Source organism: Paenibacillus sp. NPDC058367 (assembly GCF_042723305.1).
Classification (GTDB): Bacteria; Bacillota; Bacilli; order Paenibacillales; family Paenibacillaceae; genus Paenibacillus_AQ.
The window spans coordinates 261,146-276,512 of sequence record NZ_JBHXIZ010000003.1 but is presented as its reverse complement, the minus strand read 5'-3'; the positions used below and the strand labels follow the sequence as shown (position 1 = coordinate 276,512).

General features: G+C 42.2%; 12 protein-coding genes. All 12 read left to right on the top strand.

Annotated elements, in window-relative coordinates:
- Positions 1–119: 119 nt before the first annotated feature.
- Positions 120–1,256 (top strand): D-alanyl-D-alanine carboxypeptidase family protein, encoded by a 1,137-nt coding sequence (locus tag ACFWMP_RS18085; RefSeq protein ID WP_231573502.1) that lies wholly within the window; start codon positions 120–122, stop codon positions 1,254–1,256.
- 175 nt (positions 1,257–1,431) lie between these two features.
- On the top strand, positions 1,432–1,785 hold the full coding sequence (gene spoIIAA, locus ACFWMP_RS18080; RefSeq protein ID WP_042129729.1) for an anti-sigma F factor antagonist: 354 nt from the start codon (positions 1,432–1,434) through the stop codon (positions 1,783–1,785).
- Complete coding sequence (gene spoIIAB, locus ACFWMP_RS18075; RefSeq protein WP_042129726.1) at positions 1,782–2,237, top strand: anti-sigma F factor; 456 nt, start codon at positions 1,782–1,784, stop codon at positions 2,235–2,237. Before spoIIAA ends, spoIIAB begins: the two co-directional genes overlap by 4 nt.
- A gap of 11 nt (positions 2,238–2,248) precedes the next feature.
- Positions 2,249–3,004: an RNA polymerase sporulation sigma factor SigF gene (sigF, locus tag ACFWMP_RS18070; RefSeq protein WP_042129724.1), complete on the top strand. Its 756-nt coding sequence runs from the start codon at positions 2,249–2,251 to the stop codon at positions 3,002–3,004.
- A gap of 97 nt (positions 3,005–3,101) precedes the next feature.
- Positions 3,102–6,035: a sensor histidine kinase gene (locus tag ACFWMP_RS18065; protein ID WP_379424395.1), complete on the top strand. Its 2,934-nt coding sequence runs from the start codon at positions 3,102–3,104 to the stop codon at positions 6,033–6,035.
- A gap of 40 nt (positions 6,036–6,075) precedes the next feature.
- Complete coding sequence (locus tag ACFWMP_RS18060; RefSeq protein WP_339242807.1) at positions 6,076–6,738, top strand: response regulator transcription factor; 663 nt, start codon at positions 6,076–6,078, stop codon at positions 6,736–6,738.
- A gap of 204 nt (positions 6,739–6,942) precedes the next feature.
- The gene (locus tag ACFWMP_RS18055) at positions 6,943–8,541 is read left to right on the top strand and encodes a HAMP domain-containing methyl-accepting chemotaxis protein (RefSeq protein ID WP_379424394.1); all 1,599 of its coding nucleotides are present in this window, start codon (positions 6,943–6,945) and stop codon (positions 8,539–8,541) included.
- Positions 8,542–8,582: 41 nt separating this feature from the next.
- Positions 8,583–9,668, top strand: coding sequence for a chemotaxis-specific protein-glutamate methyltransferase CheB (cheB, locus tag ACFWMP_RS18050; protein WP_379424393.1), 1,086 nt, complete (start codon positions 8,583–8,585; stop codon positions 9,666–9,668).
- 193 nt (positions 9,669–9,861) lie between these two features.
- Positions 9,862–10,866, top strand: coding sequence for a helix-turn-helix transcriptional regulator (locus ACFWMP_RS18045; protein ID WP_379424392.1), 1,005 nt, complete (start codon positions 9,862–9,864; stop codon positions 10,864–10,866).
- 191 nt (positions 10,867–11,057) lie between these two features.
- Positions 11,058–12,464 carry an MFS transporter gene (locus ACFWMP_RS18040; protein WP_379424391.1) on the top strand — a complete coding sequence of 469 codons (1,407 nt, stop codon included), beginning with the start codon at positions 11,058–11,060 and terminating at the stop codon, positions 12,462–12,464.
- Positions 12,465–12,600: 136 nt separating this feature from the next.
- Entirely contained in the window at positions 12,601–13,368 is a 768-nt protein-coding gene (locus ACFWMP_RS18035) for an ABC transporter ATP-binding protein (RefSeq protein ID WP_042190343.1), read from the top strand.
- Positions 13,358–15,361 (top strand): FtsX-like permease family protein, encoded by a 2,004-nt coding sequence (locus ACFWMP_RS18030; RefSeq protein WP_379424390.1) that lies wholly within the window; start codon positions 13,358–13,360, stop codon positions 15,359–15,361. The genes ACFWMP_RS18035 and ACFWMP_RS18030 overlap by 11 nt, the downstream gene beginning before the upstream one ends.
- The last annotated feature ends 6 nt before the right edge of the window (positions 15,362–15,367 follow it).

Genomic DNA, 15,367 nt, shown 5'->3' with positions numbered 1-15,367 from the left:
GACGAAACTGGAACACAGTACCTGTGATATGAAGGTTAACGTTCAGGAGGGGAACCATTGTGAGAAAAATGCGTTTTGCTGTGCTTGTGCTCTGTATCGCTGTATCGGTTCTAGGACCTATGTCAGGCGCTTATGCAGAAGAAAAAACCAAGGACTCTGGCAGTAATGCTGCCGCTGTAGACCTCGCACCGGGAGCGCGTTCTGCTATTTTGATGGACGCTGGTACCGGAACCGTTATTTATGAGAAGAACAGCCATGATAAGCTGCCTCCCGCAAGCATTACGAAGATTATGACAATGTTACTAACGGTGGAAGCGCTGGATGAAGGAAGGCTGCAGCTGACTGATAAGGTGCGAACAAGTGAATATGCGGCTTCTATGGGCGGATCGCAGATTTTTCTGGAGCCTGGTGAAGAAATGTCGGTAGACGATATGCTTAAAGGTATCGCTATGGCTTCTGGTAATGATGCTTCTGTGGCGATGGCGGAGAAAATAGCTGGTTCAGAGAGTGCTTTTGTCGATCTGATGAATAAACGTGCAGAGGAACTGGGTCTAAAAGATACCCATTTTGCCAACTGCAACGGTCTTCCAGCCGCCAATCACTATTCCTCAGCTTACGATATTGCGGTCATCAGTCGTGAGCTTTTGAAGCATGATCAAATTATCAAATATACCGGTTCCTATCAGGATTACTTACGTAAGGATTCAACCAAACCGTTCTGGTTGGTGAACACGAACAAGCTAGTGCGTTTCTACACTGGTGCTGATGGTTTGAAGACTGGTTATACTGCTGAGGCAAAATTCTGTCTGTCCGCTACAGCAGCAAGAGATGGCTTACGTGCTGTCGCTGTTGTGCTAGGCGAGCCGAACACAAAGACACGCAATAGTGAAGTGTCAGGCATGTTCGATTACCTGTTCTCGCAATATAAAGTACACACGATCCACAAAGAAGGAGATGCCATCGGCACCCTAAAGATTGAAAAGGGCGTAAAATCTGAGTTGCCGATAACAGCCAAAGAGACGTACAGTGTTCTTTTGAAAAAAGGTGTGACTCAAGAAGGCATTCGCCACGAACTAGTATTGCCGGAAAGCGTGAAGGCTCCAGTAGCTGAAGGTCAATCTGTGGGCAAGCTAGTGGTCTACCAAGGAACCCAAGTGATTAAGGAGTATGAATTAAAAGCAGGGGAAGCTGTGCCGAAAGCAGGCTGGTGGAAGCTCTTTAAGCGCACAACAGGCTCGATGTTCGGCGTAGATTAAAAACAGTTTTTTTGTAGATTACCCCCATGTACTCTGTAGATTCATAGGGGTTTTCTTCTAGTTTTGTCGTGAGGCAGGATTCCTGATTTGCCGCGTAGAAAACCTTGTCCTTGAAGGGAATAGGTACTGTCTTTCAAGGTCAGTTTTCAAAGCAACGAAGAGGAGAGTGGCAAGCATGAATTCTCATGTGGAGATGGAGCATCACAGGGGTGTGTTGATTGTCCGTTTATCAGGGGAGTTGGATCATCACGCAGCCGATTTTGTAAGAATGGATATGGATGAAGCGATTATGCGTGGTCAGGTATCGCATTTGGTTCTTAGTCTTAAGCATCTGCAGTTTATGGACAGTTCAGGCCTAGGCGTGATTCTGGGAAGGTATAAACTGATCCACAGTAAAGGTGGAAAAATGGTTGTGTGTGATGCAACGGCACCTGTGAAGAGGCTGCTGGAAATGTCAGGCCTGTTCAAAATCATGCCCCTATATGACGACGAGAGTACTGCACTCTCGGATTTGGAGGTTGCGTTATGACAAATAGTAAGGCTGGTAACTTCATGAACGTGCAGTTCGCTGCACGCTCGGAGAACGAATCGTTCGCGCGTGTAGTCGTAGCGGCGTTCGTTTCCCGGCTTGATCCTACGATGGACGAGCTGAATGATCTGAAGACAGTCGTGTCGGAAGCGGTCACCAACTGTATTATTCATGGGTATGATAGTGATCCGGAAGGTATTGTGACCATTTCGGCATCGCTGGACAACGAAACGGTACATCTAACCATTGAGGATCAAGGACGGGGCATTGAGGATTTGGAGCTGGCCCAACAGCCGCTGTATACCTCTAAGCCAGAGCTGGAGCGGTCGGGCATGGGCTTTACTATTATGGAGAATTTCATGGATGAATTTGAAGTCACTAGTGAACCGGGACACGGTACTTCTATCTCAATGAAGAAAACCATCGTCTCGAAAAAAGCTTTATACAATTAGGGGTTGGAGCCATGGATGCAGAGTCAAAAAAAGCTCCGCCGACCTATTTGGACGATGCGGAGGTCAAACGTCTTATCGCGCTCAGTCAGGCCGGAGATAGTCTTGCCCGTGACACGCTTGTAAGCTGTAATATCCGACTGGTCTGGTCGGTAGTACAGCGGTTTATGAACCGCGGGTATGAGCCTGACGATTTGTTCCAGATCGGTTGCATTGGACTCCTGAAGTCCGTTGATAAATTTGACCTCAGCTATGAGGTCAAGTTCTCCACTTATGCGGTGCCGATGATTATCGGTGAGATTCAGCGCTTCCTTCGTGACGATGGCACCTTGAAGGTCAGTCGTTCCCTTAAGGAAATGGCTAATAAAGTTCGTAAGATGAAGGACGAAATGTCTAAAACGCTTGATCGTCTGCCTACGATTGGTGAAGTTGCGGAAGCGCTAGGAGTTACACCGGAAGAAGTGGTATTCGCTCAAGAAGCCAATAAACCACCGACCTCTATCCATGAGACGGTGTTTGAGAATGATGGAGATCCGATCACGCTGATTGATCAAATCGCTGACGAATCACAGGAGCGTTGGTTCGATAAGCTGGCATTAAATGAAGCTATCGGAGGCCTCAGTGAACGTGAACGTCTGATTGTCTATCTTCGCTACTATCGTGATCAAACGCAGTCGGAGGTCGCCAGTCGTCTAGGGATCTCTCAAGTGCAGGTATCCCGGCTGGAGAAGAAAATATTGCAGAATATCCGTGAGCAGATTGCTCAGTAGGATAAAGTTATTCATGTAATGACGCTTGTAAAATAGCGAATTAGAACAAAAAGCCGCCCCGAAAAGGGGGGGCTTTTTATGTGGAGGTGATCTCAATATGCATTCACTCGGCGACGAGAATGTGATCACATGGTCTATGGATATGGAAGAAAATCTACTGACGATGTCGGGAATTTTAGAGGAATGGGTTGGTTGCACAAGTAAGACTAAACAGCACAGCCCTAGTTTTTTACGGGAACTTGTGAATGTAGTGGATCGTGATCGATATGATGCCTACATGGAAAGATTAAATGCTGGTCATATCAGTAGTCTTGAGTATCGGATGCAACTACCTACTGAAGGACTGAAGTGGGTTCAAAATATCGGCACGCCTATCCTAAATAAGGAGAACAAGGTCTGCCGAATAGATGGAATTATGCTGGACATTACTGAACAAAAAATGGCACAAATTCAATTAGAAAGCACATTTTCTTTGTATCAACAGATGTTCTCTAATCTAGATGTGGCGGTTTGGTCTTACGATTACGTATCTAAGAAAGTGTTATTTATATCGGATGCCATTCTCAATATCACCGGTTATTCCGTTGAGCAGGCAAAAGAGGATGATTTTTGGCTTCGTATTGCTTATAAGGAAGAAAACCCCTTGATTCAAGAGATCATATCATCAGTTGGTCAAGGGATTCCACAACTTAGTGAATATCGAATCATCCACGCAAGTGGTGAGCCTCGATGGTTACAGGTCAGAATCATACCCAGTCTGGATGAATCCCAAGCGGTAGTTCGGCTTGATGGGATCTTGGCAGATATTACTGAAAGAAAGTTAATGAAGGAGGCTTTACTCAAAAGTGAACAGCGCTATAAATCCTTATTTGACTATAACTCAGACGTCGTATGTGAGGTGAATCTGCAAGGTAATATTTTGGCAATCAATTCTACGGCACAGCAAATTACTGGAGAAGCTTTAAGTATGGTCGGAGAGAATTTGTCCATCATGAATCTATTTGGAGCAGAGAATATGCCGAGGATGTTGGATTATTTCGGAAGAACAGTACGGGGATCTGCTCAGCACTATGTTGTGGCCTCTTCCCGTAAGGATGGATCAGTGAGCCATTGGTCTATGAAAAATATCCCGGTTTATGTGAATAGTCGTATAGTTGGGGCTTTTGTAGTTGCTAGAGATATAACATCAGCAGTAGAAGTAGAACACAAGTTAGCACAGCGTGAAGCAGAGTATAGACTTATTATTAATAACATGAAGGATATGATGGGGGTTTTGGATCAAAAAGGTAATTTCATTGTAGCCTCGCCTTCCTGCGAAACCCTAATCGGTATTCCTGTAGGTTTAATCAAGGACACTACCATCCTAGAGTATATCGATCCAGATGAGCAAGAAAGCTTGCGTGAACAGATATCAAATATTTTTCGGACAAAAGCAAGCAAGATGTTTTACAATCGTTTTATTCATACAAAAGGTTATATCTTAAATTTAGAATGTCTTGCTACTCCTGTTCTAGGTGAGGATGGAGAAGTAATGAGTATCGTAATTGTAGCAAGAGACATTACTAAGAGAGTCCAGATGGAAAATGAATTAAGGGAAAGCGAGGAGTTCAATCAGCAGCTGATCAAGATGTCGCCTGAAGCGGTTGTTCTGCATAGCGATTATAAGTTTGTTTATGTAAATTTCTCTTGTCTTGGATTATTTGGAGTTAGCGATGAGAGTCAATTGATCGGTAAAAATATTTTCATTTGGGCGCACCCGGAGTATCTGCGGCTGTCGAAAGAACGCATGCGAGAGATCTATAAAGAACCCTATAAGATCTTAGCTCCTATTGAACAAAAGGTCGTACGTTCAGATGGAACGATTATCGATGTAGAGGTAACAGCTAGCTCCATTTTGTACAAAGGAAAAGTCGCATGTATCTCTATATTTAGGGATATTAGTGATCGAAAAAAAGCAGATGAGGACAGAGAACATACAGAGCAGATTATTCGAGAGAGTGAGGAACGGTATTTTCGCCTGCAAATGAGTCTCGATCAGTTCTCCCAAGATCTTTTTGGTGTGATGAAGATTAGTCATATGGAGCAGCGGTTACTTAGAGAAGTCAGAGAAACTCTGCAGATATCAAATATAAAATTTATCGCAGTTGAATCTAACCATGATAAATTATGTGAAATTATCGAGACTGAGCAAGGGTATTCACTCAAGATCGGGGAGTCCCGAGGAAAAAGCTACTTGCTATCGATTAACGAGAAGACGCTTTTACTAGAAATCGGCTCTATTCGAGTGTGGCTTGAGACGATTACCCGTTATGTCAGTGTTCTCTTTGATCATTTTTTGCTTATCGAAGATTTAACGAAGGATCTTGAGCTAGCAGCTTCCAAGCAAGTGGCTCCTACATGGCTTCTCCGATTTATGTTTAATTTGTCCGAGAATGAGCGAAAAAGACTTGCCCAGGACTTACACGACTCAGCGCTTCAAGAACAGATTATCTGGTATCGTAAGCTGGATTTTCTTTTAGGTGAAAGGTCCATTAATAGGGAACTTAGAGAACAACTAGAACAGATCTCAGAAGGTTTACTTGATGTTATTTATCAACTGCGGATTATTTGTAACGAGCTCCGACCTCCTGCATTAATCAATGAAGGTCTTATCTCCTCGCTGGAGACGTTGTTTGAATTTACGCAGCTACGTACCAACTATCAGATTTATTTCGAGTCTGAAGGGTTCACGCATAAGTTAGATGATGAAGTGCTTATAGGTCTGTACCGTATTGTGCAAGAGCTTTTAGCTAATGCAGCAAAGCACTCTTTTGCGACAGAAGTCTACATCACCTTAGCTAGTGAAGACAATCATATTCATTTGGATTATAAAGATAACGGAATCGGAATGAATTTATTTGGTGAGGATTCACTTACAAGTATGGGGATTTATGGGATGAAGGAAAGGGTTCGAAGTATGGATGGGTCAATAGTATTCCGATCGCCAGATAAAAAGGGATTAGCGGTCAATATATCTATACCTGTAGATTAATCATGCGGCATAACAATTGGATAGAGGGGTAGTCATAGGCATGATTCAAATATTGTTAGTGGATGATCATCCATCTGTGATGGAAGGGACTAAAATGATATTAGAGCAAGAGGGAGACATGAAGGTTACTCTAGCTAATTCAGCGAATGAAGTGCTTGAAATGGTGAGTAGTCATTCCTTTGACGTAATGTTATTTGATCTTCATATCGCGGATGTGAATGGGATTGATTTGGCGAAGCAAGTATTAACAATGAACGCGGATGCGATTATCTTAATCTACACCGGATATGAATTTACTAACAAATTTAACCTGATGATCGAATCGGGGATCTTTGGTTTTATCTCAAAAACAACCAATAGAGAGCAGTTGATTACAGCGGTAAGATGTGCATTAAGAGGGGAAGTCATTCTACCGCGGACCTTAGTCAAGCAGTTAAGAAAAGTACCGCCTAAAGGATTAGAAATCAATGATGAACAAGCAACCTCCATGATTAGCAAAAGGGAACATGAAATGCTGACGGAAATCGCAAAAGGAAAAAGTAATAAGGAAATCGCGGAGATTGTGCTTATGAGTCAGCGGTCACTAGAATATAGTTTAACGAATTTGTTCCAAAAGCTAAATGTGAAATCTAGAATTGAAGCGGCTATAAAAGCTAAACGGCTCGGAATATTGAAGGAATCAGATTTTACTAATTCATTGTGAAAATAAGTAACAACCCTATAGATTGAAATCCCGATCACTAGATAGTGAGGCGGGATTTTTTGTTTTGCGCTTCATTGCGGAGGTGCGCAATAATTTTGCGTGATCACGCTATTTTTTTTCGGTTACCATATTCTGCTTACCGTTTATGATGAAATAGTTCCTAAGAATTACTAAAAATTGACTAACGTAATGAGGTGCAGAAGGATGAAATGGTTTTATAATTTGAGAACAGCAGTGAAGCTAATCTCAGCATTTGTGTTGGTATCAGTCATTTTATGCTTTGTAGGATTCTATGGAATAAGTAATTTGAGTAAGATGGATGAGTCCATCGAGGATATGTATAAAAATCGCTTAACACCGATTGCCTATCTCGGTGAAGCGAATGAACTTTTTTTAACGAATAGAATAAACATCCGGGATATAAATACGATGGCCCAAACCGAGGTGAAGAAAAAAGAATATCGGGATAAATTACATAAGAATGTCCAAAGCATTGAAGACATCATGAGTAAATATAGTAAGACAAGATTGAGAGAAGAAGAATTAGAGAAAATGAAGGATTATCCTGAGATCTGGCAACGCTATACCACCAGCGTGGATCATGCAATTGAATTGGATAAGAAGATCATTAGTAATGAAGAATATACGAATTATTTACTAACAGGAGATTTACAGCTGGCCACTACGGAGATGACGGATTTCTTGCAAGGTTTAATCGACATCAATATGAAGCAGGCACAGGAATCCAGTGATAACGCCAATGAATTATATCAATCCTCTCGGTTGATTACCTTTAGTGTTACTATCATTGCACTTTTAATCAGCGTGGGTTTTGGCTATCTAATCTCGCAAATTATAGCACGGCCTCTTAATCAAGTGATGCGCCTGCTAGGTAAAGTAGCCAACGGAGACTTAAGCGAAACTTCGAATCTAAATTCTAAGGATGAGATCGGAAAACTTGCGAATTCTGTGAATGAAATGGTTCTGAACTTAAGGCATACTGTGGGGGGGATTTTATCCTCTGCGGAAAGTGTCTCGGCGGCAGCACAGCAAATATCAGCAAGTACTGAGGAAGTAGCTAGCGGAAGTATGAGTCAAGCCACTGCAGCGCAAACGATGAATGAGTTGTTCCGAGAATTGTCTGAAGCGATTAATTCAGTAGCTCAGAGTGCAGAGCAAGCCTCAGAACTGTCAGATCATACGATGCGTATTGCTCAGGATGGAGGTGCGGTGGTTACTGACTCCATTCAAGGGATGACGTTACTTAACAACCAAATGTCTAGACTAGAAGAAGGCTCAGATAAAATTGGCGAGATCATTGCGGTCATTGATGATATTGCAAAACAGACAAATTTGCTGGCTCTTAACGCAGCTATAGAAGCGGCTCGTGCAGGTGAACAGGGCCGAGGTTTTGCCGTTGTAGCGAATGAAGTAAGAAAGCTAGCAGAGCGGAGCAGTGAGGCTACTAAGCAAGTCACGGACATAATTAAAGAAATGCAAAAAAATACACACCAAAGTGTGAATGCGGTAGCCGAAGGCGTAGCTTTTTCACAAAAAAATGGGGAAGCCTTTGATCATATTCTCTCTATGGTGAACGATACCGCTCATAAAGTAACAGAAATCGCTGCTGCCAGTGAGGAACAGGCCGCGCAGTCATCAGAGGTGTTGTACTCGATTGAGAGCATATCGGCAGCAACGGAAGAAATGGCGGCAAGCAGTAGTGAAACGGCAACAACGGCTAATGCATTAGCACAGCTTGCGGAGGAACTAAATGCACTCGTATCTATTTTTAAAGTTAAATAAACCGTGTCATGGGGATCATCATTGATAGGAGAGGAGAAGTAGTGCAAAAGTTAAAGGTGCTCGTTGTAGCTACTTCAGTAATGATGCGTAAACAGATCTCGAACCTTATTGCGGAGGATTCAATTATCGAGGTCATTGGAGCAGCTCGAAATGCATCCGAAGCGGTTAGCATGGTTCAAGAACTCAGGCCTGATGTCGTGACGATTGATATAGAAGTGCCGGAATTGAATAGTTTAGTAGCGCTCTCTAGTATTATGTCACAACGTCCAACCCCTATCCTTATCCTAAGCTCGGGGTCAAAGGATGGAATAACAGCAACCATCACAGGTCTACAGAACGGAGCAGTGGACTTTATATCCAAGCCCACTCAAATCCATGGACCTGATTTATCCCAAATAAAAGACGAGCTAATATTCAAAATTAAACAAGCTGCTCAAATTCCTTTGAGAACCCTTATCCTTAACAATATTACTGTTTCGAAAGTGATGATAGGACTACAGGCAGAAGACAATTCTAAGAACGGATGTACGGATGAATTCGATCAAATCGTAGCCATAGGATGTGGAGTTGGTGGTCCGAAGGCGCTTGAAATCGTAATTAGCTCGCTCCCGGCAAACTTCCCATATCCTTTATTAATCGTTCAGCATATGCCACCCAAGTATACGAAAGTATTAGCAGAACGATTGAATCGATTCTCAAGTGTACGGGTGGTTGAGGCGAAAGATGATCAATTGGTACTTGGAGGAACGGCATATATTGCACCTGGTAATTGTCATATGACTGTAGTTCAGCAAGGGCAAGTATGTAGAATCAAACTTCACAAGAAAGCTCCATTGAACGGATACCGTACATCCATTGATGTATTGTTCGAATCGATTTCTGGACTGAAAAGCTTGAAGCAGCATTTGATTCTAATGACGGGAAGGGGAAACGATGGCGCAAGAGGCATGCTGAATGCCAAACAAGCTGGCGCCCAATCTACCCTTGTAGAGTCGCAAGAGACTTCGATTGTAAATGAAATGCCTGAAGCGGCGGTTGAGCTCAAGTGCGTGGATTATGAAGCTCCTTCATTTTTGTTAGCCTCGAAGATTATGGAGGTTACGGGGATGTTGGACGAACAAATTTGATGAATAAATTATTACCATAGGCGTTGGTAGGAGGAAAATCCACCAACGCTTTTTTATGTAAACCTAGGGTTTCATCCCAAGTGGGGATAAAAATCCTATAGATTTATTCCATGTTGACACCTCCAAATGATAACGATTATCATTTGAGTTGTGAATGGCTTTATTTGTATTGGCGAAGAAGGAGAGGCTTTCGATGGCTTTAAAAATATTGAATTTGGAGATTCATGATCTTTTTGAACAATTTACAGAGCGGATAGAAGGGCATGTTGAGCACAACCAGTGGGAACAACGTCTTACCATACCCTCGCATATCGGTCAGGGAAGCATTACACGTACGCGGATTCGTCCAGGTATGGAGATCATGTATACGGATATAACTTACGAACAAGATATGAAGCTCTACATTCAGGAAGCTTGTCCGTTGTTCGAACTAAGCTATAACGTGAGTGGAGAAATCTATTGCGAATGGAACGGTAAGGAAAGTCACACGGAGAAACAAACAGGCAATGTTCTTTTTTTAGAGGATGTTCAGGTGTATGAAGAGAAAAAAGCTGGTGTCCCCAATCAATTGTTAGAAATACGGCTAGCTCCAAGCGAACTGCTGTATTATGCCGGAGATCTAGCGGAGAAACAACAGATGGAGAACTGGCTTAAACATCATCATGGAAATATTGACCGTTATCCTGACACTGCGGCGATTCGAAAATGTGTCTCTGAAATGATCCATTGTACTTATCATGGAACATTGAGACGATTATATATGGAGAGCAAAGCGCTTGAATTTATCGCTTTATTTGGGGAGTCCGATGGTTACGGCTCTATGAGCGGGAGTATGACGTTCCGGCCTGATGATATTATAAATCTAAAGCGGGTACATGAGTTGGTGCAAATCCATTTCGAACAACCGCTGTCCATACGTGAGTTAGCCAAGCGGGTAGGCATCAATGAATTCAAGCTAAAAAAGGGTTTCCGTGAGTTATTTGGCATGACGATCTTCGAGCTTGTTCGTATAAAGCGGATGGAGAAGGCGCTTTGGTACATGGAGGTAGAAGGTTTGAATATAGGAAAAACAGCCGTTTCGGTCGGATATAGTAATGTCAGCAATTTCACGACAACCTTCCGTAAGCACTATGGCTGCAATCCAAGCGAGTACTTAAAACGTATCGAACAACAGACTTTGGAGCGAAATAGGATCTAGAAGGATTTGTACTTATAGATGGCTTCAAGCAGTAGAACATAGGGTTCGGAATCGAACACTATATTCTGCCTGCTTGAGGTTTTTTTGTGTTTGCTCCCTTATCAAGGAGTAAACCTCCCTTAACAGGTAGAGAAAAAGACTATTCTAATTGATAATCATTATCATATATTTCATAAAGAGGTGGTAATACAATGCAAGGAGTTGATTCGCGACGTTGGTATGCGCTATGGGTTATTCTACTTCCAACTTTACTCATTTCATTGAATACTTATATGATTCAAGTCGCCCTTCCATTAATGCAAAATCGCTTGAATGCGAGCTTCTCTGAAGCACAGCTTATCGTCACCGGATTTTCGCTAGGATTAGCTGTGGCGTTGATCATTAGTGGAAAGCTTGGGGATATATACGGCAGAAAACGAATGCTGATTATCGGAGTGAGTGGATTTACGATTATGGCAGTGTTGGGTGGTTTGACCTCAGATCCGACACTTCTGATTGTTATTCGCATCGTACAAGGTATGGCAGCTGCGCTTGTCCAGCCTCAGGTTTTGTCTACACTTCAGGTTAGCTTTCTGCCAAAGGAAAAAGGGCTTGTTTTCGGTATTTATGGTGCAATGATTGGCATTGGATTCGCTTTCGGATTTATTCTCGGAGGCACTATTGTGAATTGGAATCCGTTCGATCTCGGTTGGCGAACGGTATTTTTTTTCAATGTGCCTTTCGGACTTCTCGTCTTGCTGTTAATGCCGATTGTTCCTGAAACACGGGCCGAGCAGACGCACAGTATTGATTGGACGGGAAGCTTCCTACTACTGATCGGTTTGTTTCTGCTGATCTATCCGTTATCTGAGGGACAAAAACAAGGGTGGCCATTGTGGATCTCAGGCTGTCTAATTATAGCTTTATTCGTGTTGTTTACTTTTATCTGGGTTGAAAATCGGAAAGGAAAGCAGGGGAATTGTTTATTAGTCGATCTGTCTATTTTCAGACATAGAACATTTAGTATAGGTCTGGCGACCGTGCTTGTCCTTTATCTAGGCATGTTCTCCTTCTTTTTTGTTTTAAGCTACTATATGCAATTTGGCTTGCACTATAATGTTCAAGATACAAGTTTGGTTTTTTTGGCTATAGGTATAGGCTTTTTTCTGACTTCCCTGATATCGTCTCGAATGGTCAAAAGATGGGGGATGAGTGTACTTAAAATAGGAGCGCTGATGTTGGGATGCTCTAGTTTATTGCTTATATGGGAGCTAAATGTGGATGCGACGCATCTGCTGGGCGCACGAAATATTTTAATATTATTGATATATGGCTTCGGTCTCGGCATGGCTACTACACCATTAGTCAACGTCACGCTCAGTTCAGTACCAGCAAGGATTACGGGCACAGGATCAGGTCTGATCACTACAATTATGTATTTAGCAAACTCGTTAGGGGTGGCTCTAATCGGTATTTTGTTCTCCACTTCGTTGAAACATTCTCTTTTGGAAGCAGATTTATCGGATTATGTAAGGGCGTTTTCCTTCTCACTGGCAGCTATCGGAGGACTTGCTTTTACTGGTTTTGTTTGTCTTTGTTTCTTGCAAGAGCGGAAATGATAGAGGAGGAATCAAGTTTTCTTGTTCTGTGAGCAATCTAACAACCGTTCTCTTCACTTAGTTTTATAGTATTTACAGGAATAACATAATTCCATTTAATGTTAATCCGCCAAGCTATGAAGGGGACGGTGCGAGCATGCCTATTCTAGAGGTAGAGAATCTCTCAAAAGAATATAAAGGCAAGGGCAAAATGAATGTGTTTCGGGCGCTAAACGGCATAAGCCTGAGTGTGGATAGCGGAGAGCTTGTTGCGATTATGGGGCCTTCGGGGAGTGGTAAAACGACGCTGCTAAACATCCTTAGCGGGATCGACACGGAATATAGTGGGGTAGTCCGGATTGCAGAGACTAGTATAAGCGAGATGTCTAAGAATGAGCTTGCACTGTTTCGCCGGCAGCGAATGGGGTTCGTTTTTCAAGATTACAATCTGCTGGATAGCCTGACCCTACGGGAAAATATAATGGTGCCCATGGTTTTGGATGACCAAGAGGTAGACGACATCAATACCAAGACAGATGAGACGATATTGCTATTTGATCTGGGCGAGGTGAAGGATAAATATCCGTATATGGTTTCAGGAGGACAGCAACAACGAGCGGCGATTAGCAGAGCGATTATTAATGATCCGGAGGTGATCTTTGCGGATGAGCCGACGGGGAATTTGGATTCCAAATCCTCAAGTATAGTAATGAAGACCTTCGCCAAACTGAATGCTCTGAAAGGAGCAACAATTGTGATGGTCACGCATGATCCTTTTGCGGCCAGCTATTGTAATCGCGTGCTCTTTATCAAGGATGGGAAGGCTCTATTAGAGATTACTAGGGACAATAAAGAACGGAGAGCATTTTTTGATAGGATTCTGGAGAGTCTGGCCTTCATTGGAGGGGGAGAAGATGACCTTTAAGAGAATGGCTATTCAGATGTTTAAGGCGAACCTTAGAAGGTACTTGTTATTTTTCCTATGCAGCAGCTTTACGATTATGGTCTTTTTCGCCTTTTACTCCCTGTATATAAACCCTGATTTTAATGACCCCTATCAAGTGAATGGAATGGTGTCCGGTAATTTATATGCTCCTTTTTTGGTGATGAGAGTATTTGCTGTTCTATTTATTGTATATGCGCAAATGGCCTTTTTGAAATTTAGAAAAAGCGACTTTGGGCTGTTAATGGTTCTTGGAATGACGAGCCACAATATCCGTAAAATTATTTTGTTAGAAAATAGCTTGATTGCGTTAGCTTCGATTCTCACGGGTTTAGGTGCAGGGACGGTCTTCTCCGTTCTTTTCTTCTTCATCATCTCGTTGTTTGTTAATATAGGGGGCAGTTCTTTTTCACTTACGCTGGAAAGTTATCTGTATACCATTAAATTCTTCGGGATTATTTACATAGCTGTGATTGGAATCCAATTAATATTAACGCTGAGATACAACATTGTACGCCTTTTAAAAGAATCCAGAACCGCAGAACGTAGCCTTCTTCATGGTAAAATCACAGGGATCATCGGAGTCGTACTACTGGGGATCTCCGTTTATGATATGATTACTCATTACAGTCCTGATGATGCCCGTATGATGTTAATCAATCTGGGAGTAAGTATGGTGGGTGTCTATTTGCTGCTGTCAGGACTTGGGGACTGGATGAAACTCATCTTTTCGCGATCTACGAAAGCTTATCATAAGCATTTAATGTTTAGCTCCGATTTGAACTATACCCTTGGTCGCTCCAAAATAGTGCTTTCTCTTATCACCTTCCTCGTCTTCATAACAATTTCTCTAAGCGGTATTATCTTTTATATTACCTGGGATGCTGAGAATATTCCTGTGAAAAACAACCCTTATGATATTGCCTATGCAGAAGTATTCGGGAAAAATAGCCTTCCATCTGAGACACTCAGCGAAATCACGGATCATGGTGCTACACCGCTGATTTCACACCAAACGCTTGAATACATTGATTTGTTCAATTTCAAAGTATTTTTGGATCAAAACATCAACACATTAATCGGCACTGATTATCATGTGGAGAAAGATCACTTTCTTAATCTTGCCTTAGTTGCTCGAGGAGAAGAATGGAAGAATCAAAGACCAGAGATGCCCACCTTCGAAATGAAGCTTTCTTCCGGGAATCATACGTTGTACTCACAAGGACTTATATTTAAAATGCTATTTAACCCTGTGCCGAATCTTATGAATGGTCTTCATGTCATTGTAAACGAAGAGGACTATATGGCGCTGAAAGCGGAAAATAAAAAAGCGATCGGTAACCTTCAGCTCCTGGATTTTAAGGATTGGAAAAAAACTGCGGATATAGATGCTAAGTTAAATGCCGCTTTAGCCAAATATAACAAAGACAATACAGAGTCCTGGTATGGCAATGAACGGCACGAAGCTCTCGTATTCTCTACGAAGTCTAGAATAAGTGACTATCTACAGTTACAGGAGTCTGGCCGATTTGGAATCTTCGTAATTTCATTTGTTGGTTTAATATTTTTCGGCGCCTCCGGGATAGTGCTGCATTTCAGTATTCAGACTGATTTAGAGCGTGAGAGGATCAAATTCAGGAAGCTGAACAAGATTGGAATTACTTCTAAGGACGTGGCTCGCATTATAGGCGGCCCTTTAAAAGTACTGTTTTTTCTCCCGTATGCATTAGGTATTGCATTGTCTTCTTTTTATGTTGTTAGTTCTTCTAGGGTTGAAATGTCTACAGCTCTGGAGCCGATGTGGTTTTGTTTGTTGGTAGGCGGAGCGTATCTTTTATTTCAAGTCCTCTTTTATCGTATATACACCAAAATATACACTCGCAATATGCTGGCTCATATCGAACTGCTTGATGTTCCCACAACGAATAATACAAGATGTAAATTTAATTCCAATTATGATAATATTAACAAATAAAAACGT

Excerpts from the sequence above, each read along its gene's own strand:
- ACFWMP_RS18085 (WP_231573502.1), top strand. The coding sequence starts at position 120 with ATGTCAGGCGCTTATGCAGAAGAAAAAACCAAGGACTCTGGCAGTAAT.
- spoIIAA (WP_042129729.1), top strand. The coding sequence starts at position 1,432 with ATGAATTCTCATGTGGAGATGGAGCATCACAGGGGTGTGTTGATTGTC.
- spoIIAB (WP_042129726.1), top strand. The coding sequence starts at position 1,782 with ATGACAAATAGTAAGGCTGGTAACTTCATGAACGTGCAGTTCGCTGCA.
- sigF (WP_042129724.1), top strand. The coding sequence starts at position 2,249 with ATGGATGCAGAGTCAAAAAAAGCTCCGCCGACCTATTTGGACGATGCG.
- ACFWMP_RS18065 (WP_379424395.1), top strand. The coding sequence starts at position 3,102 with ATGCATTCACTCGGCGACGAGAATGTGATCACATGGTCTATGGATATG.
- ACFWMP_RS18060 (WP_339242807.1), top strand. The coding sequence starts at position 6,076 with ATGATTCAAATATTGTTAGTGGATGATCATCCATCTGTGATGGAAGGG.
- ACFWMP_RS18055 (WP_379424394.1), top strand. The coding sequence starts at position 6,943 with ATGAAATGGTTTTATAATTTGAGAACAGCAGTGAAGCTAATCTCAGCA.
- ACFWMP_RS18045 (WP_379424392.1), top strand. The coding sequence starts at position 9,862 with ATGGCTTTAAAAATATTGAATTTGGAGATTCATGATCTTTTTGAACAA.
- ACFWMP_RS18040 (WP_379424391.1), top strand. The coding sequence starts at position 11,058 with ATGCAAGGAGTTGATTCGCGACGTTGGTATGCGCTATGGGTTATTCTA.
- ACFWMP_RS18035 (WP_042190343.1), top strand. The coding sequence starts at position 12,601 with ATGCCTATTCTAGAGGTAGAGAATCTCTCAAAAGAATATAAAGGCAAG.
- ACFWMP_RS18030 (WP_379424390.1), top strand. The coding sequence starts at position 13,358 with ATGACCTTTAAGAGAATGGCTATTCAGATGTTTAAGGCGAACCTTAGA.